This window comes from Pacificimonas aurantium, from assembly GCF_020092905.1.
GTDB lineage: Bacteria > Pseudomonadota > Alphaproteobacteria > Sphingomonadales > Sphingomonadaceae > Pacificimonas > Pacificimonas aurantium.
This window is the reverse complement of record NZ_JAGSGB010000001.1, coordinates 462,017-481,826: the sequence shown is the minus strand read 5'-3', so window position 1 is coordinate 481,826 and position 19,810 is coordinate 462,017. Positions and strand designations below refer to the sequence as shown.

22 protein-coding genes are annotated in these 19,810 nt (G+C 65.1%); 12 read left to right on the top strand and 10 right to left on the bottom strand.

The annotated features are described in order from the left end of the window. Positions 1-9: 9 nt before the first annotated feature. From KCN53_RS02380 to rpmB, 3 genes are all read left to right on the top strand, one after another. On the top strand, positions 10-390 hold the full coding sequence (locus KCN53_RS02380) for a CidA/LrgA family protein (protein WP_088711616.1): 381 nt from the start codon (positions 10-12) through the stop codon (positions 388-390). Continuing rightward, a complete protein-coding gene (locus KCN53_RS02375) occupies positions 387-1,067 on the top strand; it encodes an LrgB family protein (RefSeq protein ID WP_088711617.1) in 681 nt (226 codons plus the stop codon). The genes KCN53_RS02380 and KCN53_RS02375 overlap by 4 nt, the downstream gene beginning before the upstream one ends. A 126-nt stretch (positions 1,068-1,193) precedes the next feature. Next, positions 1,194-1,493: a 50S ribosomal protein L28 gene (gene rpmB / locus KCN53_RS02370; RefSeq protein WP_088711618.1), complete on the top strand. Its 300-nt coding sequence runs from the start codon at positions 1,194-1,196 to the stop codon at positions 1,491-1,493. A gap of 37 nt (positions 1,494-1,530) precedes the next feature. On the opposite strand, the gene KCN53_RS02365 is transcribed toward rpmB, so the two are convergent. The 5 genes from KCN53_RS02365 to coaBC are packed head-to-tail and all read right to left on the bottom strand — an operon-like array spanning position 1,531 to position 4,977. Further along, positions 1,531-1,890 carry a DsrE family protein gene (locus KCN53_RS02365; RefSeq protein ID WP_088711619.1) on the bottom strand — a complete coding sequence of 120 codons (360 nt, stop codon included), beginning with the start codon at positions 1,888-1,890 and terminating at the stop codon, positions 1,531-1,533. After that, a complete protein-coding gene (locus tag KCN53_RS02360) occupies positions 1,875-2,630 on the bottom strand; it encodes a HesA/MoeB/ThiF family protein (protein ID WP_088711620.1) in 756 nt (251 codons plus the stop codon). Before KCN53_RS02360 ends, KCN53_RS02365 begins: the two co-directional genes overlap by 16 nt. Positions 2,631-2,632: 2 nt before the next feature. Beyond that, positions 2,633-3,313 (bottom strand): phytanoyl-CoA dioxygenase family protein, encoded by a 681-nt coding sequence (locus tag KCN53_RS02355; RefSeq protein ID WP_143712180.1) that lies wholly within the window; start codon positions 3,311-3,313, stop codon positions 2,633-2,635. Between the two features lie 12 nt (positions 3,314-3,325). Then, complete coding sequence (gene dut / locus KCN53_RS02350) at positions 3,326-3,769, bottom strand: dUTP diphosphatase (protein WP_088711621.1); 444 nt, start codon at positions 3,767-3,769, stop codon at positions 3,326-3,328. Continuing rightward, the gene (gene coaBC / locus KCN53_RS02345; protein WP_088711622.1) at positions 3,766-4,977 is read right to left on the bottom strand and encodes a bifunctional phosphopantothenoylcysteine decarboxylase/phosphopantothenate--cysteine ligase CoaBC; all 1,212 of its coding nucleotides are present in this window, start codon (positions 4,975-4,977) and stop codon (positions 3,766-3,768) included. The genes dut and coaBC overlap by 4 nt, the downstream gene beginning before the upstream one ends. A 568-nt stretch (positions 4,978-5,545) precedes the next feature. Between coaBC and KCN53_RS02340 the strand changes: the two genes are divergently transcribed. After that, on the top strand, positions 5,546-6,124 hold the full coding sequence (locus KCN53_RS02340; RefSeq protein WP_172406116.1) for a hypothetical protein: 579 nt from the start codon (positions 5,546-5,548) through the stop codon (positions 6,122-6,124). Positions 6,125-6,139: 15 nt separating this feature from the next. On the opposite strand, the gene ubiB is transcribed toward KCN53_RS02340, so the two are convergent. Both ubiB and KCN53_RS02330 read right to left on the bottom strand, forming a co-directional pair. Continuing rightward, on the bottom strand, positions 6,140-7,669 hold the full coding sequence (ubiB, locus tag KCN53_RS02335; protein ID WP_088711624.1) for a 2-polyprenylphenol 6-hydroxylase: 1,530 nt from the start codon (positions 7,667-7,669) through the stop codon (positions 6,140-6,142). Further along, on the bottom strand, positions 7,666-8,400 hold the full coding sequence (locus KCN53_RS02330; RefSeq protein ID WP_088711625.1) for a class I SAM-dependent methyltransferase: 735 nt from the start codon (positions 8,398-8,400) through the stop codon (positions 7,666-7,668). Before KCN53_RS02330 ends, ubiB begins: the two co-directional genes overlap by 4 nt. 88 nt (positions 8,401-8,488) lie before the next feature. On the opposite strand from KCN53_RS02330, the gene mutM reads away from it, so the two are divergent. The 4 genes from mutM to KCN53_RS02310 all read left to right on the top strand — a co-directional run bounded on the left by mutM (position 8,489) and on the right by KCN53_RS02310 (position 12,726). Then, a complete protein-coding gene (gene mutM / locus KCN53_RS02325) occupies positions 8,489-9,301 on the top strand; it encodes a bifunctional DNA-formamidopyrimidine glycosylase/DNA-(apurinic or apyrimidinic site) lyase (protein WP_088711626.1) in 813 nt (270 codons plus the stop codon). Between the two features lie 149 nt (positions 9,302-9,450). Beyond that, positions 9,451-9,714, top strand: a complete 264-nt coding sequence (gene rpsT, locus KCN53_RS02320) for a 30S ribosomal protein S20 (RefSeq protein ID WP_088711627.1) — start codon at positions 9,451-9,453, stop codon at positions 9,712-9,714. Positions 9,715-10,240: 526 nt separating this feature from the next. After that, the gene (dnaA, locus tag KCN53_RS02315) at positions 10,241-11,671 is read left to right on the top strand and encodes a chromosomal replication initiator protein DnaA (protein ID WP_088711628.1); all 1,431 of its coding nucleotides are present in this window, start codon (positions 10,241-10,243) and stop codon (positions 11,669-11,671) included. A gap of 179 nt (positions 11,672-11,850) precedes the next feature. After that, entirely contained in the window at positions 11,851-12,726 is an 876-nt protein-coding gene (locus KCN53_RS02310; RefSeq protein WP_088711629.1) for a hypothetical protein, read from the top strand. A gap of 37 nt (positions 12,727-12,763) precedes the next feature. Here the strand turns inward: KCN53_RS02310 and KCN53_RS02305 are convergent, their stop codons facing one another. After that, the gene (locus KCN53_RS02305) at positions 12,764-13,468 is read right to left on the bottom strand and encodes an NAD-dependent deacylase (RefSeq protein ID WP_224199297.1); all 705 of its coding nucleotides are present in this window, start codon (positions 13,466-13,468) and stop codon (positions 12,764-12,766) included. A gap of 59 nt (positions 13,469-13,527) precedes the next feature. Between KCN53_RS02305 and dapB the strand changes: the two genes are divergently transcribed. Together dapB and KCN53_RS02295 are read left to right on the top strand one after the other, a co-directional pair. Next, positions 13,528-14,313 carry a 4-hydroxy-tetrahydrodipicolinate reductase gene (gene dapB, locus KCN53_RS02300; RefSeq protein WP_224199295.1) on the top strand — a complete coding sequence of 262 codons (786 nt, stop codon included), beginning with the start codon at positions 13,528-13,530 and terminating at the stop codon, positions 14,311-14,313. Next, on the top strand, positions 14,310-15,308 hold the full coding sequence (locus KCN53_RS02295) for an LLM class flavin-dependent oxidoreductase (RefSeq protein ID WP_088711631.1): 999 nt from the start codon (positions 14,310-14,312) through the stop codon (positions 15,306-15,308). Before dapB ends, KCN53_RS02295 begins: the two co-directional genes overlap by 4 nt. On the opposite strand, the gene KCN53_RS02290 is transcribed toward KCN53_RS02295, so the two are convergent. Then, a complete protein-coding gene (locus KCN53_RS02290; protein WP_088711632.1) occupies positions 15,305-16,186 on the bottom strand; it encodes a glucose 1-dehydrogenase in 882 nt (293 codons plus the stop codon). The two genes, KCN53_RS02295 and KCN53_RS02290, sit on opposite strands and share 4 nt — an antisense overlap. Before the next feature lie 127 nt (positions 16,187-16,313). Between KCN53_RS02290 and KCN53_RS02285 the strand changes: the two genes are divergently transcribed. Together KCN53_RS02285 and KCN53_RS02280 are read left to right on the top strand one after the other, a co-directional pair. Beyond that, positions 16,314-17,555, top strand: coding sequence for a dicarboxylate/amino acid:cation symporter (locus KCN53_RS02285; protein WP_088711633.1), 1,242 nt, complete (start codon positions 16,314-16,316; stop codon positions 17,553-17,555). Then, positions 17,521-17,835, top strand: a complete 315-nt coding sequence (locus tag KCN53_RS02280; RefSeq protein ID WP_088711634.1) for an acylphosphatase — start codon at positions 17,521-17,523, stop codon at positions 17,833-17,835. The genes KCN53_RS02285 and KCN53_RS02280 overlap by 35 nt, the downstream gene beginning before the upstream one ends. A gap of 34 nt (positions 17,836-17,869) precedes the next feature. On the opposite strand, the gene KCN53_RS02275 is transcribed toward KCN53_RS02280, so the two are convergent. Continuing rightward, a complete protein-coding gene (locus KCN53_RS02275) occupies positions 17,870-19,774 on the bottom strand; it encodes a flavin-containing monooxygenase (protein WP_088711635.1) in 1,905 nt (634 codons plus the stop codon). Between the last annotated feature and the right edge of the window lie 36 nt (positions 19,775-19,810).

The following is a 19,810-nucleotide window of genomic DNA, read 5'->3' as shown; positions in this document are numbered from 1 at the left end:
GGGCGCTCCATGGCTAGCAAGCAACTAGGATCGGCGGCGACATTCCTGGGCGGCGTCGCGGCGCTGTTCCTTGCGCGGGAAGTGGGCGTCATTCTCGCCCTGACCACCGGATTGCCGGTCCCGGCGGCAGTGCTGGGCCTGCTCCTGATCGCCCTTGCGAGCGGGGTCTCGCCATGGCTGCGCAGGTTGCTCGCAGCCGCCTCGTCGCTCTTCGTACGCTGGCTGGGCGCCTTCATCGTACCGCCCTTTGTGGGCCTCGCGATGTTCCTTCCTCTTCTCGGCGACCATGGGCCCGTAGTCTTCGGGATTCTGGTGCTGACGACGCTTCTGGGCGCGGGAACGACGGCGGGCTGCTATCTGCTGTTCCGGTCCCGCGGGGTCCGGGCATGACCATCGTCCTCATCGTCACTGCCGGGACATTGCTTGCCTATTGGGCGGCGCTCAAGGTCGCCGCGGCGGTCCCGCATCCGCTGGTAAATCCCGTCCTGCTGGCTGCCCTCGGCATTTGGCTTGCGCTATGGCTGACCGGAATGACCCCGTCGGCCTACCGGGCGGCGGCCGGGCCGCTCGTCCTCGCGCTGGAACTCGCGATCGTCGCGCTCGGCGTGCCGCTTGCCGACCGGTTAAAGGCGCTGAAGGGCCGCGCGCTTCCTGCCTTCTGCGCGCTTCTCGTCGGCACGTCAGTCACCATAGCGGCGGGAATCGGGCTTGCGCGGCTGGCGGGCCTTCCCGTCCCGCTTGTCGAGGCGCTATCGGCAAAGACCGTTTCAAGCGGGTTTGCCATCGCCATCATGGAACGGATCGGGGGTCCGGCTGCGCTTGCCGCGGGGCTGGTGGTCGCGACCGGCATGATCGGCGCACTGACGGTACCGCCGCTGTTTCGCCGGCTCGGCCTGACTGCGCCCGACGCGCTCGGACTGGCAGCGGGCCAGTCGGGGCATGTGGTCGCGACCGACGCCCTGCTCCGCACCGACCGGGCCAGCGGCGAATATTCGGCGCTCGCGCTGATCATTACCGGCCTGCTTGGATCAGTTCTCGTTCCCCTGCTCCTCGGCCTTCTCACCTGACCTTCCTTGCTTGACGTCGGCGCGGCCACGCCCTATGTGCGCGCAGCTTGAACGGGTGCCGTCCGGCGGTGCCCCGGCGCTTCTATGGAGCGTCTCAATGAAAATCGGATGCCAGAGGGTTTAGCGATGTCGCGCGTATGCGAACTGACCGGCAAGGGCCGGCTCGTGGGTAACAATGTCAGCCACGCCAACAACCGCACCAAGCGGGTGTTCCTGCCGAACCTGCAGAAGGTCTCGCTGATCTCCGACGCGCTCGGCCGGGCCGAGACGTTCAAGGTGTCGACGCACGGCCTGCGCTGCGTCGAGCATAATGGCGGCCTCGACAACTGGCTCCTCAAGACGAAGAACGAGAAGCTGTCCGACAAGGCGCAGAAGGTGAAGCGGAAGATCAAGAAGGCGCGCGAGCAGGCCGAAGCCGCCGCGTAACGCTTCTTGCAGGTGGCTGGTCGTTGCCGGCCGCCTGTCAGATAGTCACCAGTTCCGCATCCTCGGTCAGCGCGCCGACAAGCCCGCCTGTTTCCACTGCCGCGTACAGTCCCCTCTGCCGTGCGCCGGTCTGGTGAATTCCGGTCTCGCAGGCGACCAGCCTGACGCCCAGCTCACTGCACTGATCGAGAAGCTGGCGCACCGTCGCGATGCCATGCTCGCGCAGCGACGGATCCTTCGCCCAGCATCGGTCCGCGAGCACTGCGCGTACCGCTTCCCCCTGAAAGAACACCTGTACCGATCGTCCCATCGCGGCCGCAGTGGCGGCCAGCGTCAGTCCGCCATGCACCCGGGCATGCTCGTCGGACAGGACGACGAGGGTCAGGCCGCGTGGCATGCCGGGCAATCGGGGTCTTTGGGCAGGCGAACCGTGCGCATCCTTTGACCACACGCGTCGTAAAACAGCATGCGCCCCGCCATCGGCTCGCCGAAGGGAACGAGGCTGCGAATGACTTCCAGCGCCTGCATCGACCCCATGATCCCTGCAACCGCGCCCAGAATGCCGCGCTCGGCGCAGCTGTTTTCCGGACGGTCGGACGCGTTGCCGGCGAAGCAGCGCCAGCAGGGCTGATCTGCCTTCCAGCCTTCGAAGGTGCCGAGCTGGCCGTCGAACGGGCCGACGGCCGCGCTGACCAGCGGGGTCTTCAGCGCCAGGGCGGTATCCGCGACGACGCCGCGCGTCGCAAAGCTGTCGGACCCGTCGGCGATGACGTCATGACCGCCGAGCAGCTCTGCCGCATTCGCTCCGGTCAGGCGCTCCGCCTTCGGGTCGACGCGGACTTCCGCGTTCAGCGATTTGAGCGCGACCTTGGCGCTGGCGGTCTTCTTCATGCCGATGTCGGCGGTGCCGTGCAGCACCTGGCGCTGCAGATTGGACAGATCGACCTCGTCATCGTCGATCAGCGTGATGTAGCCGACGCCGGCCGCCGCCAGATACTGGAGCAGCGGAGCCCCCAAACCGCCCGCGCCGACGACCGCCACTCGCGCATCGACAAGGCGCTGCTGTCCGGCCCCGCCGATCTCGGGCAGCACAATATGACGGGCATACCGTTCAAGCTGCTGATCGGTGAGCGTCATTCTCAAGCGTTGCCTTTCCTAGCAAAGGCCCACGACACGCCGCCCGGCAGAGCCGAGTCCGGCGAAAAATCAAGCTGAAGAACTCGCCGCCGGTTAGAGGAGTTCGATGCACCAGAGCGGTGCACGATCAGCGTCTTGTAGAGCCAGATGTCTCCAGGATTGGCCAAGCAGATAGACCGAGTCCCCGTTTTGACGATTTCGGTGATTGCTCCAGACGTCAGTACGCCTCCGGCATGAGACGCCTCAAGTATCTCTAGAGGGCCGTTTGAATCATCGACAGGATCAAGATGCACACGGGCTGTCAGCATTCGGCGGAGCACCGGTAGCGGGGGTTGGCAGTGATCGACGCCGCTCTTTCGATTCCAGCATTTGTAGCCTGGGGGGCGACGCTCGCCAGATACTGCCACGGTCCGATCCTGATGCCACCCAAGGGACCAGTTGGAGGTCAGGCACTTGTCGAACAACGTTGCTCGAACCGCCTGCATTCGCACGCCCAACTGGTCGGATGCGAACGCCTCGAGCGTTTCCCGTAAACCGTTCAGTCCGGGCCTGTTCAGGTCGATTCGGAGCCCCGCAGCTTCCGGCCACGGCAGCTGCTCCAACTCGGGGAGCCAATCCTTCAACGAGCTGGGACAATGCGCTGACCCGGTTCTCTCGAGCTTTTCGGAGAGTGTTTCCGTCATTGCGTGGGGCGCCTAGCGCCCGGTGCTCCCGAAGCCGCCTTCGCCGCGCGCCGTCTCGGATAGCGTCTCTACTGCGGCGAAGACTGCGCGCTGAACGGGCGCCGGAACCAGCTGTGCAATGCGTTCGCCGCGGCGAACGGCGAAGGATTCGCTGCCGAGATTGGCGAGAATGACCTTCACTTCGCCGCGATAGTCGGAATCGATGGTGCCGGGCGTGTTCAGACAGGTAACGCCATGCTTCAGCGCCAGGCCTGAGCGGGGCCGGACCTGCACCTCATAGCCAGCAGGGATGGCCATGGCGAAGCCGGTCGCGACGGCGTGCCGTGCGCCGGGCTCAAGGTCGACATCCTCTGCCGCCACGACGTCCATGCCTGCCGCGCCGTCGGTCGCGTAGGCAGGTTCGGGAAGCCCCTCCGCATGGTCCAGCCGCTTGAGTTCTATCGTGATCGCGCTCATGCGCACTCCTTCGCGATTCGGTCGGCAAGGCGGCGGGCCACCTCGCTCTTGGGAAGGTCCGGCCAGTCCTCTACACCGCCCGCCGTTACCAGATGAACGCGGTTGTCCGCGCCGCCCATCACATCGCCGGATACGTCGTTTGCGACGATCCAGTCGCAGCCCTTGCGCGCAAGCTTCGCGGATGCGTGGTCCACGACATTGTCGGTTTCCGCGGCGAAGCCTACGACCAGTCGGGGCCGCCGGTCGTGCATCGACAGTTCCGCCAGAATGTCCGGATTTTCGGCAAGCGTCAGGGGTGGAAGGCTGGCGCCGTCCTTCTTCAGCTTGGTCGGCGCCTCCTCAGCGACGCGCCAGTCCGCGACCGCCGCCACCATCACCGCGATGTCGGCAGGCAGCGCATCTTCCACCGCCTGTCTCATCTCGCGGGCGCTTTCCACATCGATGCGCCGCACGTTTCGCGGGGCCGGCAGAGTTACCGGACCGGCGACAAGCGTGACGTCCGCTCCCAGCGCCGCCAGCGCCTCGGCAATGGCAAAACCCTGGCGTCCGCTCGACCGGTTGGCGATGTAGCGCACCGGATCGATCGGTTCATGCGTAGGCCCCGCGGTCACGACCGCGCGCTTTCCCGCAAGTGGCCGTGCGCCCTCCGGCGGGGGCAGCTTCGTTTCGGCACTAAGCTCGCTGCGGATGCGATCGACGATGGCGGGCGGTTCGGGCAGGCGGCCGGCGCCCCATTCGCCGCAGGCCATGCCGCCCTCGTCGGGGCTCATGACGTGCGCTCCATCCGCAGAGAGTTGGGCCACATTCCGCTTCGTGGCCGGGTGATGCCACATGCGCACATTCATCGCCGGGATCCAGAGAACGCGCGTGTCTGTCGCGAGAAGCAATGTCGTAGCCAGATCGTCGGCCAGGCCCTGCGCCGCCTTCGCCATCAGATTGGCCGTGGCGGGGCAGACAACCACCAGGTCGGCGTCGCGCGATAGCTGGATATGGCCGATCTCGGACTCTTCCGTCGCGTCCAGAATATTGCCAAAGACCCGGTCACCGGTGAGGACCGACAGGGACAGCGGCGTGACGAAGCTCTTGGCGCTTTCGGTCATGACCGCACGTACCTGCGCCCCCTCCCGGTTGAGGAGGCGCACAAGCTCGAGCGCCTTGTAGGCCGCAATGCCGCCGGAAACGATGAGGAGAATGCGCTTACCCTGCATAAGGAGACTGCGTTTAGACCGCGTGTCCTCTCGCGGCTAGCGCTCAGCTTCTTGCCGGACCGCGCTGCGCGACTTAGGGGTCTGAGCCGGGGGGTTGCGTTGCGTACGAGCGGGGAGCGGCGGCAACGTGCGATCGATTTTCATGGGCATAGGGCTGGCAGCGGCTGCGCTGACGAGCTGTTCGGACGGGGCATCGCTCGGCGATCGCACGCCTGCAGGCACTGGAGACGATGCGACTGCCGCGCCTCCGCCGCCCCCGCCCCCACCACCGCCGCCGCCGCCTCCACCACCACCGCCGCCTCCACCACCACCGCCCCCTCCACCACCACCGCCTCCGCCACCTCCTTCAGGCGCCGGTGAGGACGAAGGGTCGGCGGCACCGATTGCGCCCAGCGAACCCGTCGTGGTGGCAACCCCGGGTTCGGCCGGATCGCACCAAGACGAGGCGGACGACAGCGCGGTCTTCGCGCCCGCTGATTCGGCCGACGGTGAGACGGCCTCTGATTCCATAGAGGGGGCGGGGCCGGCGAGCTGCCCTAGCGGCGACCTCGACTGCGGGGGTGTTCGGATGGGCAGGGGCAGTTTCGCAGAGCCGCCCGACATGTGGGTGGGCGAACGGGCGCAGATTCGCTTCTTCGTGGCGGCAACGGATGCGGGGATCGAGCGCCAGGCCGGCACACGGACCGAGATTCTGCCGGCGCGCGATCTGCATATCGGCCGCTGCATGAAAGCCACCTTCGCCGCGCCGCCGTCGATCGACATTCTGAGTGAAAACGGCGTCGTCAAACCGCTCGCCCGCGATATGGGCCGGGCCGAGTGGCGCTGGACCGTGCTGCCCGAAGAGCCGGGCATCTATACGGCCAGCGTCGACGTGGAGGTGATGGAGGTGGCAGCCGACGGCAGGTGCGGAACGACGCGGCTCGACCGCTACGAGGAAAGTGTCGACCTGGAAATCAGCATCGGCTTCTGGGCGAATTTCCTGCGGGCGGTGGAGGAAGCGCGGAATGCGGGTGACCTTGTCTCCGCCCTCTTTGCCAGCTGGGAAAGGGCCCTCGTGTCCCTGGCCGCGCTGATCACGGCAGCCGGCGGTGTGCTGATCGCCATTCGGACGTTCGGCCGGTCGCGGCGACCGGAAGATCCATCCTAGACAGCAAGCCCCAGCCTAGAAGGTCAGCCCCAGCGCGAACAGGCCTGCCCCGATGCCGGAGCCAAGCAGGAGCCAGGGGATCGGTCCGGCGCGCCGCGGTTCCGGAAGCGGAGCGAGCGGCGGCAGGGGAGGCGCAGCGCCCGGGTCGGGCACGAGTGTCATGACGCGGCGCATGAAATCGGGCAACTCCAGAAGCGTCCGCCAGTCGCGCACGATCTTGTCTGCGAGCTGGCCTTCCGGGCCGAGTTCGTCGCGGCCCCATTCGAGGATCAGCGGTTCCGCGATCGCCTGCATGTTGACCTCGGGGTCGAGCGCATAGGCGACCCCTTCGACCATCACCATCGTCTTCTGGAGGAGGAGGAGATGCGGCTGGGTCACCATGTCGAACTGGCGTGTGATGGTGAACAGGCCGTCCAGCATCTGGCCGATCGAGATATCCTTCACCGGGAGGCCGCGAATCGGCTCGCCCACCGATCGCAGCGCGGTGATGAATTCGTTCATGTCGTGGTGCGGCGGCACGTAGCCCGCCTCGAAGTGAATCTCCGCCACCCGGCGATATTCGCCGTTGATGAGGCCGGCCATGATCTCGGCAAGCCACAGCCGCGCCTTGTGGTTGATGCGCCCCATGATGCCGAAGTCGATGGCGGCGATGCGGCCATCGGGAAGGGCGAAGAGATTTCCCTGGTGCAGGTCGGCGTGGAAGAAGCCGTTAATCACGGATTGACGCAGGAAGCCGCGCACGAGGATGGTGGCAAGCGCGCGCCGGTCGAGCCCGGCCTCGTCAATCGCCGCAAGATTCGTCATCTTGATGCCGTCAATCCATTCGACGGTCATCACTCGCCGCGCCGTGCGCTGCCAGTCGATTTCCGGGATGACGAAGCCAGGCTCCGCAGCCAGGTCCTGCTTTAGTTCCGAAGCGGAGGCGGCCTCGATGCGCAGGTTCAGCTCGCGCTCGGTCCAGCGGCGAAAATAAGCAATGGTGGCGCGTGGCCTCAGCCGCGCGAATTCCCCGCCCATCGTCTCGATCCGTGCCGCCAGCCATTCATAGGTTTCGATGGCTCTGGCGAATTCGTCCTCGATTCCCGGGCGCAGTACTTTCACGGCGACCGTGCGCCCGTCTGTCGTGACCGCCCGGTGGACCTGGGCGATGGAGGCCGACCCGACCGGCGTTTCCTCGATAGAGGCGAACAGTTCGGAGACCGGCCGCTCGAACGCGGCTTCGATGCTGGCGCACACATCGGAAAAGGCGAAGGGTTCTAGCTGATCCTGAAGCGTCGCCAGCTCGCGCGCGGCCGCCTCGCCCACGAGGTCGGGCCGCGTTGCGAGGGCCTGGCCGAGCTTGATGGCAGCCGGTCCGAGTTCCTGAAATGCCTGCTTGTAGCGCGGCTCTTTCGGCGCACCGGTGCCGAAGCGGGCTGCCTTCGCAAGCCTGCGCAGTTGCGGCGGCGAATGCGGGTGGGTTTCCAGCACGCGCAAAGCGCCGTGGCGTGCCAGGGTGCGCGCCCAGCTGAAGACGCGCCGCATATGCGTAAGGCGGGTGGTCAAAGCTTCCAGCCGGAGTGAATCGCCACCAGGCCGCCGAGAATGGGCCTTACCGACGTGCGCGCGAAGCCGGCCTCGCCGATCATCGCCCGAAATTCTTCCATCGGCGGGAAGCGCCGGATCGACTCGACGAGATACTGATAGGCTTCCTCGTCCTGAGCGACGATCTTGCCGATCTTCGGCACGACCTTCAGCGAATAGGCGTCGTACAGGTCGGCGGCGACCGGCCACTCCATGCGGCTGAACTCCAGGCAGTAGAAACGGCCGCCGAACTTCAGCACCCGGTGGGCCTCGCGCAGCGCCGCGGGAATGTCGGTCACATTGCGGATGCCGAAGGCGATCGTATAGGCGTCGAACCTGGCGGAGGAGAAGCTGAGCGTTTCGGCATTCTCTTCCTGCCAGGCGAGTAGGTCCGCCAATTTCGCGGGCGCCCGCTTGCGGCCTTCTTCGAGCATGTGCGGATTGATGTCGGAGACGGTCACATGCGCGCCGCGCCGCGCCATGCGAAAGGCGATGTCACCGGTTCCGCCTGCCATGTCGAGAATGCGCTCCCCGGGCCGCGGCGCGACCTTTTCGACGAATTCGTCCTTCCAGATTCGGTGCAGTCCGCCCGACATGAAATCGTTCATGATGTCGTAGCGGCGCGCCACGCGCTCGAAGACGGACCCGACGCGGCGGGTCTTTTCCTCCGGCGTTACGTCCTGGAAGCCATAGCTGACGGTGGTTTCGGTCATTCCCGGGCGCTTAGCCGCACCTTCATTCCGCGGCAAACGCGCCTTATGTCGCGAGGCGTCAATCAGAGCAGGCGATCTTCCCGGCCCAATGCCCGAACTTCCCGAGGTTGAAACGACGATGCGCGGCATCGGTGCCCATCTAAGGGGGCGGCGCCTGACGGAGGTAGAGGTGCGGCGCCCGGACCTTCGCTGGCCAGTATCGCCCGACTTTCGGCAGCAGCTGCAAGGTGCGCGCATTGTGGATGTCGGCCGCCGGGCGAAATACGGCCTTCTCCATACCGACCGCGGCGACAGCGTCATCCTGCACCTGGGCATGTCGGGCCGTATGCGCATCGCCCCAGAAGAGATCGCAAAGCACGACCATGTCATCTTCTCGACGGACGAGACTCGCATCGCGCTGAACGACCCGCGCCGCTTCGGTTCGCTCCACCTGGTGCGTACCGAGGAGCTCGCGGCGCATCCGCTGATCGCCGCCTGCGGGCCCGAGCCGCTCTCCGGAGAGCTGACCGCGGACTATCTGGCGGCGGTCATCCGTAACAGCAGGTCGCCCATCAAGGCGCTGCTCCTCGATGGACGGCGCATCGCCGGGCTTGGCAATATATATGTCTGCGAGGCGCTGTTCGAAGCGGGGGTGCGCCCCACCCGCAAGGGCGAGCGCGTGACCTACAGGGAGCTCGGCCGGCTGGCCGGGACGATCCCGGCGGTGCTGCGCCGCGCGATCCGGGCCGGCGGCTCGACGCTTCGCGACTTCGCCCAGCCTTCCGGAGACCTTGGATATTTCCAGCATGAGTTCAAAGTATATGGCCGCGAAGGCGAGCCTTGCCTGACCTGCGCACAGCCGATTCGGCGAATCGTCCAATCGGGGCGATCCAGCTTCTTCTGCCCCAGGTGCCAGCGCTGATACCGAGAAGCGCTTGACGCGGAAGAAGGCAGTCCCTATCTGCGCGCCTTTCGGTTCGCAGGGAAACCTGCGCACCGCCGTTAGCCCGCGCGAACTTCGCTGCGGCCTGACGGACGACCCGAAATTCGTAGCAGGACCAGTAAGAGCCGATGGCCAATACACCTCAGGCGCGCAAGCGCATTCGTCGCAACGACCGCCGTGCGGACATCAACCGCTCGCGCGTCAGCGAGATCCGCACTTATGTGAAGAAGATCGAGGCTGAGATTGCGGCGGGCGACAAGGATGCGGCCCGTCAGGCTCTTCAGACGGCGCAGCCGCACCTGCAGCGCGGGGCTGCCAAGGGCGTGCTTCACAAGAATACCGTGGCACGCAAACTGTCCCGTCTTTCGCACCGGATTCAGGCGATCGGCTAAAAGCTTCGTCTTTTCAAAAAACTAGGGCGTCGGGTTCATCTGGATCCGGCGCCCTTTTTCGTAAGAATCATGTCTTTTCAATGAGTCGCGGGCGATGGCCTGCGGTTCGCGGCGGCTCTGACGGCCTGTGCCAAGCAGCGAATCGCGGGCCTCCCTCTGTCAATTTATTTATTTAAGTTCTGTTGCAGCCGGACCCTTGAAAGGCAGGCCTCAGCCGACCTACAAAAGGACCTCGCCAGCACAGGCGGCCCAAGTCTTTCCAGTATTCCCATGCATTGGTGCCGGGAAGTGACCGCGAGAGAAGTATTCGCGGTAAACGGGTAAGCTGTATCTGAGTGAAGCAGGTTGCGTTTATTTAGATTCGGGGGGTTCTGTCTTTCGTGGTTCCTTCGTAGTTAGTGCGAAGCAGTTAGGCAGGGCCAACGTAACAGCAGGCAGTTCCAGACTCGCCGTTTCCCGGGAGACGGCGGCAGGAGATGCTTTGTCTGTTGCTGAGGCGGAAGCGCACGGCAGGGAGGTTCGGAAGTTGGCAAGTCTGCAGGCAGCGAGTGATGTGACGGAGGCTTTCGACTCGGCGGCGCGTTGGGGCCGGATCCGCGAGGCACTGAAGGCCGAATTCGGACCGCGCACCTTTTCTTCCTGGCTTTCCGAACTGACATTCGTCGGGATCGATCACGATACTGCGGTGCTGAACATGCCGACGGCGTTCAAGGCCGACTGGGTGCGCAGCCACTATGTCGAACGCCTGCGGCTGCTCTGGGGCGCCGGGGGAAGCCCGGTGCGTAACGTCCGGATCGAAAGCGGCGTCCGGACCGTGTCCGCAGTCCCCGACGCGCAGCATATCGAGGCCTCGGAACCCGTCGTGGGCAACCCGGCGGAATCTGCGAGTCGGCAGCAGGCAGCGTCGGACCCCGACGCGCAGAATGCTGCGGTTCTCAATCCGCGCTACACCTTCGAGGCTTTTGTGGTCGGGAAGGCCAACGAGCTGGCCTATGGTGCGGCCAAAGCCGTTGCCGAGGGCGGCGATATCACCTTCAACCCCCTGTTCCTGCACGGGATTACGGGGATCGGCAAAACCCACCTGATGCATGCGATCGGCTGGGAGTTTCGTCGCCGCGATCCCTCCGCGAAGGTCGTCTACATGTCGGCCGAGAAGTTCATGTGCGAATTCCTCGCTGCGATGCGCGCCAAGGATACGCTCAGCTTCAAGCGCCGTCTTCGAACCGCCGACCTTCTGCTGATCGACGATATCCAGTTCATCGGAGGCAAGGAGTCGACGCAGGAAGAGATGTTCCACACGATGAACGAGATCATCGCTGCGGAACGCCCCCTCGTGATTTCGGCGGACCGGCCGCCACAGGATCTCGACGGGATCGAGGCGCGCGTGCGCTCGCGCCTGGCCTGGGGGCTCGTCGCCGACATCAATCCGGCCGAATATGAGCTTCGGCTCAATATTCTGAACGAAAAGCTCACGCGCATGGGGTTCGAGAGCAACGCGCTCGTCAGCGAGGAGGTCGTCGACTTCCTGGCCCGCAAGGTAACCGGCAACATCCGCGAGCTCGAAGGGGCGCTGAACCGCGTGATCGCCTATTCGAAGACACGTGGGAGCGCGATCGACGTGGCGACGGCGCGCCAGGTCCTGTCGAGCGTTCTGCGCTCGCATTCCCGCCGGGTGACTGTTGACCGGATCCAGCGGGAAGTGGCGGAATTCTATCACATCAAGCTATCGGACATGCTGTCCGCGCGGCGCGCGCGAGATGTGGCCCGGCCACGGCAGATCGCCATGTACCTTGCCAAGCGGCTGACCCCGCGCAGCCTTCCCGACATCGGCAAGCGCTTCGGCGGGCGCGATCACACAACGGTCATGCATGCGGTGAAGCGCATCGAGGAACTTCGCGCCGGCGACGGTGAACTATCCGCCGACATCGAGCGGCTGGAACGCATCATCGACTGCTGAGTGGGACGTTCCCTTTGATCTCCGGCCCGGTCGCCGCAATTCTGTCTTCGTGAGTGGACTGAAAGCGGGGAAACGGGGAGGAGTCATCATCGTGCGGGTCCTGTTTCTTTTGATCCTCGCCATCTCGACCGTGACCGGTTTCTTTTGATCCTCGCCATCTCGACCGTGACCGGTTTCTTTTGATCCTCGCCATCTCGACCGTGACCGGTGAGACGGCCAGCGCCGCGAATGAGGACGAGATCGTCATCGAGGGAAAGCGGGCTGCCGAGGAGACCGCCGCGACCGCTCGTGCACTTGTGAGGGAGCTCGGCCTGACGCTCTACGATCGCCAGGTGGCCCGTTGGCATCGCCCTATCTGCGCACAGGTTTATGGTCTGACGGCTGCCGAATCGGATGCCGTCGCGAGGCGTATCCAGCTGATTGCCGAATCGCTTGGTGCCGGTCTCGCCGGACAGGACTGTTCGCCGAACCTGTCGGTCCTGTTCTCGCACGACCCGGATGAAGACCTCCGCGTGATGAAGACTAGCCGCCCGAGCCTATTTGCGGATGTACCGCCGACGAAGCGGGACGCCCTGTTCGCACCGGGCCGCCCGATCCGCTGGTGGTACGTTATCGAGCGGCGCGGCGAAAACGGACGGCGGCTGATGTCCGAACAGCCGGCGTTCATAGGTCGAACGTCGTCCGGGAAATCGGTACTCGGCGCGCGCGAAGGCACGACCTTCGGGAAGAGATGGACCTCCACCCTGCTTTCGGAGGGCGGTCGCCGGACGCTGCGCGCGGCCTCGGCTGTCATAGACCTAGAGCAGGTCGGGGATTTGCCGCTGCGTGGGCTGGCAGATCATGCCGCGCTGGTAACGCTCGCCGAGTTCGGGATCGAAATCCCGCCCTCGCGCGGCAGTGTGCTCGGCCTGTTCGAAGAAGACGGGGCGCAGCAACTGAGCCCCTGGGATTATTCCGTCCTGCAGGCCATTTACGCGGTCGACCGCGATCGCAGTGCCAGGGCCCAGCGGTCGCGGATGGTATCCGAACTGGTCGAACTGCGCGACGGCGACTGACGTTTTCAGGTCCCAGGTTGATCGAGCGGGTGTTCGGCTAGGAGAGGATTTCCTCGACCCAGGCCGGGACGAGCTGGCCGGCCGGTCCATGCCGCGCCTCGTCGAAGTAGAAGGTGCCTTCGGACGGATCGAGGTTCATTTCGAGCGTTCGCGCGCCATGCCCGGAGGCGATGCGGACGAAGCCGGCTGCCGGGTAGACCGCCCCCGACGTGCCGATGGAGACGAACAGGTCGGCCCGCTCCAGTGCGCGATCGATTTCCTCCATATGAAACGGCATTTCGCCGAACCAGACGATGTCGGGCCGCAGGTGCCCCGTGGCTTCGCAGGAGGAGCAGGCCGGCCGGTCGATCAGTGTTTGCGGAGCCTGCTGGCGCGCGCCGCAGGCCGTGCAGCGGGCGCGCTTCAGTTCGCCGTGCATGTGGCGCAGCCGCTTTGCCCCGCCGCGCTCGTGAAGGTCGTCGACATTCTGTGTGACGATCAGCAGTTCGCCGCCGAACTCCGCATCCAGCCGTCCCAGCGCGGCGTGCGCCGCATTCGGTTCCACCGTCTCGAGCGCTGCGCGGCGCGCGTCGTAGAATTTGAGGACGAGATCCGGATCGCGCCGAAAGGCTTCAGGTGTCGCGACCTCCTCGACCCGGTGACCTTCCCATAGCCCGTCAGGCCCCCGGAAAGTGGGCACGCCCGATTCGGCTGAGACCCCGGCCCCGGTAAGTATGACGATGGATCGCGGCTTGTCGCTCACAGTCCGTTCCTTCATCCTCGACGCTTTGACAGCGGACATCCCTAGGAAGAGAGGCGCGAGTGGCAAGTCGCATCGGCGTATTGGGCGCAGGCGGACGTATGGGCGAGACGATTCTCGCAGAACTTGGCGCCACCGAGGGGGCAGTGCTGGGCGGCGCCGCCGAAGCCGCAGGTCATCCGGCCGTCGGACGAGAGCTGGGCGCAGGCGATCTGACGATTTGTGCCAATACCTCTGCGCTTGCGCATCAGTGCGATGTTCTGGTGGACTTTACGGCGCCCGCAGCGCTGCAGGCCAATCTGGACGCCGCCATCGATGGGAAGGCCGCTCTCGTTATCGGGACTACCGGCCTTGGCGGCGAGCATCACGACATGATCGACCGGGCCGCGCGCGACATCGCCGTACTGCAGACGGCAAATACCAGCTTGGGGGTCACGATGCTGAAGGCGTTGGTGACCGAAACGGCCCGGCGCCTCGGCGACGACTGGGACATCGAGATCGTCGAGATGCATCACCGGCACAAGGTCGACGCGCCGTCCGGCACCGCTTTGGTCCTGGGCGAGGCGGCCGCCGATGGGCGGGGCGTCGACCTTGCCGCCGTATCGGCGCGCGGACGGGACGGCGCGGATGCGAAGCGCAAGGCGGGCGAGATCGGCTTTGCCGCGCTGAGGGGTGGATCGGTGGCCGGCGATCACCACATCGTCTTTGCAACAGACGGCGAGCGGCTCGAACTCGGTCACCGTGCGGAAAGCCGCGAGATTTTCGCTCGCGGCGCGATACGCGCGGCCCTTTGGATCAGCGGGAAAGAGCCGGGCCGGTACACGATGGAGGATGTCCTCGGCTTATGATTCCCTTTTCGGTTCTCGATCTTTCCCCGGTGGTAGAGGGCAGCGATGCTCGCACGGCGCTGCTCAACTCGCGAACCCTCGCGCAGAAAGCCGAAGCGCTTGGCTACAACCGCTTCTGGCTCGCCGAGCATCACGGCATGGAGGGCATTGCGAGCGCGGCGACCTCCGTGGCGATCGCACATGTAGCTGCCGGGACGGAACGGATCCGTGTCGGGGCGGGCGGTGTCATGCTGCCCAATCACGCGCCGCTGCTCATTGCCGAACAATTCGGCACGCTCGACGCCATTCATCCCGGGCGTATCGACCTGGGGCTCGGCAGGGCGCCGGGCTCCGACGGGAAGGTGGCGCAGGCGATGAAGCGCGATCTCTATGCAGCTGCGGAGAGGTTCCCCCAGGACGTTGCTGAACTGCTTGCCTATTTCGAAGGACGCGGGCCGGTAAAGGCGGTGCCGGGCGAGGGCGCCGAGGTTCCCGTCTGGATCCTGGGCTCAAGTCTCTACGGCGCACAGGTCGCCGCGCACTTCGGTCTCCCCTACGCCTTCGCCAGCCACTTCGCGCCGCAGGCGATGCATCAGGCTCTGGAAGTCTACCGGGAACGGTTCCAGCCCAGCCGCTACCTCGACAAGCCCTATGCCATGCTTGGCTTCAACATCGTCGCCGCCGACACTGACGAAGAAGCGCAGTATCTCGCGACCTCGCTGCTTCAGGCGTTCGTCAACCTTGGGCGAGGGATGCCGGGCAAACTGCCCGCGCCGGTGAAGGACTATGAAAAGGATTTGCCGGCGGATGCCCGCGCGCGCCTTTCGGCGGTTCTCTCGGCCAGCGCCATCGGCGCGCCGGCGACCGTCGCGAAGGCCGTTCAGGCATTTGCAGACGAGACGGGCGCGGATGAACTCATCATCTCGGCCTCGGTGCATGATTTCGAAAAGCGGGTCCGCAGCTTCGAGCTGGCGGCACAGGTGCGCGAAGAGCTGGCGCGGGCAGAGGCCGCCTAGCTGCCGACGACCACGCCTCCGTTCGGATGCAGTACCTGCCCGGACATGTATGACGAATCCTCGCATGCCAGAAAGAGAAAGGCAGGCGCGACTTCGTTCGGCTGCCCGGGGCGGCCCATGGGCGTATTCTCGCCGAAGTCCGGGATTTCCTCCGGCGGTTTGCCGCCCGATGGGTTTAGCGGTGTCCAGATCGGCCCCGGCGCGACGGCGTTTACCCGTATGCCGTCGTCGACGAGGTTTGCCGCCAGGCTGCGTGTAAAGGCGGTTATCGCTCCCTTCGTGCTGGAATAGTCCAGCAGTTCGGGCGAGCCCTTGTACATCGTTACGCTGGTGCAGTTCACGATGGCGGCGCCCCGTGAGAGGTGCGGGCGCGCAGCCTGCGTCATGAAGAACATCGAAAAGATGTTGGTCTGGAACGTGCGGCGGAGCTGCTCCTCGGTGATATCCTCCACAGCCTCGTCGGGATGCTGTTCGCCGGCATTGTTGACGAGAATGTCGAGAGAGCCGAATGCCGAGACGGTCTGCCCAACCACATCCTGAGCAAACGCCTTTGCGCCCAAGTCGCCGGCAATCGCGATCGCATTTGCGCCTTCCTCCTCGCACAGTGCCTTGGTTCGCGTGGCGTCCTCATGCTCGGAGAGGTAGACGAGAGCCACATTCGCCCCTTCGCGTGCGAACAGGACCGCGACGGCCCGGCCGATACCGCTGTCCCCGCCGGTGATAATGGCGGTCTTGCCGACCAGCCTGCCCGATCCGGGGTAGCGCGGGTGCCAGTCGGGCTTGTCCTGCATGCGGTTCTCATCGCCGGGGAGGCCAGGCTCCTCCGACGTAGGGGGCTGTTTCGGGCTCGGTGCGGAGGGCGGGGCGGTGTCGGTCATTGAGGCTCCTTCTTCGCTCCTCAACGAACGGACCGAGCCTGTGGTCCTTCCCACCGTTGCGTTGCGAGGCCGTCCCGGCCAAGGAAAGCCGTCACAGCAGTTCGTGCCGAGTTGGGGGGCGCCGTACATGATCAAGGCCTGGTTCCGCATTCCGTTGTGGCAGCGCGTCATCGGTGCGCTGATTCTGGGGGTCATCACCGGTCTGATCTGGGGTCCGGAGGCGGAGTCGATCAAATGGATCGGCGACCTGTTCATCAAGGCGATCAAGATGCTGGTCGTGCCGCTGATCTTCTTTTCCCTGGTGGCCGGCGTCGCGGCGATCGGCGACCTGAGGAAGCTGGGCTCGGTCGGCGGGCGCGCCATCCTGCTGTTCCTGGCGACGGGCGCCGCGTCGGTCATCCTGGGCCTGACGCTGGGCACCGTCATCGCTCCGGGCGCGGGTCTCGACATCAGCCTTCCGGCGGGAACCGTGGTTCCCGAACCTCAGGAGACGACGGCCATCGACATGATTCTGGGCATGGTCCCGGGAAATCCCGTCGAAGTGATGGTGAACACCGATGTCCTCCCCCTGATCGTCTTCGCTATCCTGTTCGGCATCGGTATCCTGATGGCGGGCGAGGACGGCGCCCCGATGACCAAGGCGATGGATGCAGGCTCCACCGTCATGCAGAAAATGACGATCCTGGTCATGGAGCTGACGCCCTTCGGCGTCTTCGCCCTCATTGCATGGGTCGCCGGCTCGCTGGGTCTGGAAGCGCTGCTGCCGCTCGCGAAGCTGCTGGCGCTCAACTATTTCGGATGCGGGTTGATCATCCTCATCATCTATCCGCTCGTCATCAAGCTGCTGACGAAGAACCTTCACATAGTCGACTTCTTCCGGGGCATCGTCGATGCGCAGGCGGTGGCCTATTCGACGGCAAGTTCCAACGCGACCCTGCCCGTCACGCTTCGCTGCGTGCAGCGAAATCTCGGCGTCTCGAAATCCGTCTCCAGCTTCGTCGTCGCCCTGGGCGCCACGGTCAACATGAACGGAACGGCGATGTACCTGGGGCTGGCGACGCTTTTCGGTGCGCAGGCCTTCGGCGTGACCCTGGGAGTGACCGAATATATTCTCGTCGCAATCACGGCGACGCTTGGGTCCGTGGGCGCGGCCGGCGTACCGGGCGCGGGGCTGATCATGATGAGCCTGGTGTTCGGCGTTGCCGGCGTGCCACTTGAAACCATCGCTCTCGTGGCAGGCATCGACAGGATCATGGACATGATGCGCACGATGACGAACATCACGGGCGACGCAACGGTTGCCGTGGCGGTTGGGCACATGATGGACGAGATCGATGTCGAAGAGTTCGAATCCGCCGACGACGTTTGAGCGCTGCGAGCGGCTGACGGTCCGCGGCCGCGTGCAGGGTGTGGGCTATCGCGCCTGGACCGTACGGGCGGCAAAGGAGGCCGGCGTGTCCGGCTGGGTCCGCAACATGGAGGATGGGACGGTGCAGGCGCTGCTGTGCGGCACGGCGCATGCAGTAGAGGCGCTGGCCGAGCGCATGCGCGCGGGTCCGCCCGCCGCAGGCGTGTCGGGACTGGACCGCGCGGCTACGGACGAGCTGTGCGTTGCCGGGTTCGAGCAGAGGCCGACCGCCTCGCGATAGACATTCGGCGCCGGGCCCGCCCTCGTCTTTGCGACTATTCGGCGGCTTGCCGAAGCGGACGGGCCGGCGTGAAGTCGAAGTCTTCCGGATCTGGCGCAAGCGTGGCGTTCCAATAGTCGACGAGGCGGAAGGGCCAGTTCTGGCTGACCCGCCCCTTCGCATTCTTGTACCAGCTGGAAACACCCGGCTGTCCCCAGGCCATCTTTTCGTTCTCCGCGTCGACCCGTTCGTTGAACCGGTCGTGCACCGAATGCTTAACATCGAGCGCGGCAGCACCTTGGCGGTCGAGTTCGGCAAGCGCGCCGACGACGTAGCGGACCGAGCATTCCGAGAAGAAGATGATCGAGCCATTGACGACGATGTTCGTGTTCGGGCCGTACAGCATGAAGAAGTTCGGAAAGTCGGGGACGGTCATTCCCAGATAGGCCCGGGCATCGCCCTGCCAGCGATCATGGAGTGAATGGCCCTCCCGTCCCCTTACTTCGATCCCGGAGAGGAAGTCGCTCGCCCGGAAGCCGGTGCCGTAGATCAGCACATCGGCATCATGGTGAACCCCGTCCTCGGTTTCGATGCCAGTGGCGGTGATGCGCGCGATGGGCACTTCGACCAGATCGACATCGGGCCGCTTTAGCGCGTCGATCCAAACGCCGTTGTCGCGAAGCGAGCGCTTTCCGCCGATGGGATATTCAGGCACGACGCCCGACAGCAGTTCCGGCTTGTCGGCGACCTGTTTGGAAATTTCTCCGACCAGAGCCTCGCGCAGCTCGGCATTTACGGCGCCGATCGTTCCCTTTGGACCATTCCAGCCTTCCTCGGCGCGGGCGGCGTCGAGAATTCCATCCGTCATCGTCCAGTTCAGCCAGAAGCGATACCAGCGCTCGTAAAAGGGCACATGTTCGAGCAGCCAGCTCTTCCCGCGGCTGACCTCGTCATGATAATTTTCAGTGGGTCCGAGCCATGGCGGCGTACGCTGGAACACCGACAGATGTTCGGCCTCGGGGGCGATTTCCGGCACGAACTGGAATGCGCTTGCCCCCGTGCCGATGACGGCGACCCGCTTTCCCGACAGTTCGACGTCGTCGGGCCAGCGCGCGGAATGGAACGCCGTACCGGCAAAGGAGTCGCGGCCCTCGATCTCCGGGTAGCGAGGCTGGTTCAACTGGCCGACCGCGCTGACTACTGCGTCGGCGTCCAGCGTTCCGGCATGCTCTCCGGACAGGTGCAGGGTCCAGCAGCACCGCGCCTCGTCCCACACACATTCCTCGACGCTCGTCCCGAACCGGATCAGCGGCCGCAGGTCATATTTATCGGCAACCCGCTGGAAATAGGACAGCAGCACATCTCCGGTCGAGTAATGCTGCGGCCAGTCGTGATTCGCCTCGAAACTGTAGGAGTAGAGATGGTTCGGGGTGTCTACGCGCACTCCGGGATAGCGGTTTTCCAGCCAGGTACCCCCGACATCCTCGTTCTTCTCGATGATGCTGACGTCGTGACCCGCCTGAACCAGTCGGATCGCCGCGAGCAGGCCCGACATGCCTGCCCCGATCACTGCGACCCGCTGCGGTGTCCGCACCGGTTCGGGTTTGCGGGTGTCCCCGCCCTCCAGCCGCAGTTCGTCGGTCAGGAAGGAGACGTAGTCCTCAGGGATTTCCGCTCCGGCGATGAAGTCCATCATGCGCCGGATCGTGGCAGGCGCGGGCTGCGGGGGAAGCCCGGCACCGCTGCAATAACGCTCCATCGCAGCAGCTGCCATGTTGCGGACGTCATCGACGAAATGGGGCGGCAGGTCGCCCTGGCCGTCACCGAAAAAGTCGTAGACCGGCTGCGGCCCCTCCAGCCACCGCGTATCGCCTGTCATATGCACCAGCGCGCATACCAGCGAGGGAATGTGGGCGTCTTGCAGATGCGCGGAAATGTCTTCGGTCATGCTGCGCAGCATAGCCGCACCATAGCCGTGCGCCGGACGCGCAATTTG

What these genes read in the sequence shown, in the direction of transcription:
- KCN53_RS02380 (WP_088711616.1), top strand. Translation starts at nt 10, where the DNA reads ATGGCTAGCAAGCAACTAGGATCGGCGGCGACATTCCTGGGCGGCGTC.
- KCN53_RS02375 (WP_088711617.1), top strand. Translation starts at nt 387, where the DNA reads ATGACCATCGTCCTCATCGTCACTGCCGGGACATTGCTTGCCTATTGG.
- rpmB (WP_088711618.1), top strand. Translation starts at nt 1,194, where the DNA reads ATGTCGCGCGTATGCGAACTGACCGGCAAGGGCCGGCTCGTGGGTAAC.
- KCN53_RS02365 (WP_088711619.1), bottom strand. Translation starts at nt 1,890, where the DNA reads ATGCCACGCGGCCTGACCCTCGTCGTCCTGTCCGACGAGCATGCCCGG.
- KCN53_RS02360 (WP_088711620.1), bottom strand. Translation starts at nt 2,630, where the DNA reads ATGACGCTCACCGATCAGCAGCTTGAACGGTATGCCCGTCATATTGTG.
- KCN53_RS02355 (WP_143712180.1), bottom strand. Translation starts at nt 3,313, where the DNA reads ATGACGGAAACACTCTCCGAAAAGCTCGAGAGAACCGGGTCAGCGCAT.
- dut (WP_088711621.1), bottom strand. Translation starts at nt 3,769, where the DNA reads ATGAGCGCGATCACGATAGAACTCAAGCGGCTGGACCATGCGGAGGGG.
- coaBC (WP_088711622.1), bottom strand. Translation starts at nt 4,977, where the DNA reads ATGCAGGGTAAGCGCATTCTCCTCATCGTTTCCGGCGGCATTGCGGCC.
- KCN53_RS02340 (WP_172406116.1), top strand. Translation starts at nt 5,546, where the DNA reads ATGGGCAGGGGCAGTTTCGCAGAGCCGCCCGACATGTGGGTGGGCGAA.
- KCN53_RS02330 (WP_088711625.1), bottom strand. Translation starts at nt 8,400, where the DNA reads ATGACCGAAACCACCGTCAGCTATGGCTTCCAGGACGTAACGCCGGAG.
- mutM (WP_088711626.1), top strand. Translation starts at nt 8,489, where the DNA reads ATGCCCGAACTTCCCGAGGTTGAAACGACGATGCGCGGCATCGGTGCC.
- rpsT (WP_088711627.1), top strand. Translation starts at nt 9,451, where the DNA reads ATGGCCAATACACCTCAGGCGCGCAAGCGCATTCGTCGCAACGACCGC.
- KCN53_RS02295 (WP_088711631.1), top strand. Translation starts at nt 14,310, where the DNA reads ATGATTCCCTTTTCGGTTCTCGATCTTTCCCCGGTGGTAGAGGGCAGC.
- KCN53_RS02290 (WP_088711632.1), bottom strand. Translation starts at nt 16,186, where the DNA reads ATGACCGACACCGCCCCGCCCTCCGCACCGAGCCCGAAACAGCCCCCT.
- KCN53_RS02285 (WP_088711633.1), top strand. Translation starts at nt 16,314, where the DNA reads ATGATCAAGGCCTGGTTCCGCATTCCGTTGTGGCAGCGCGTCATCGGT.
- KCN53_RS02280 (WP_088711634.1), top strand. Translation starts at nt 17,521, where the DNA reads ATGTCGAAGAGTTCGAATCCGCCGACGACGTTTGAGCGCTGCGAGCGG.
- KCN53_RS02275 (WP_088711635.1), bottom strand. Translation starts at nt 19,774, where the DNA reads ATGCTGCGCAGCATGACCGAAGACATTTCCGCGCATCTGCAAGACGCC.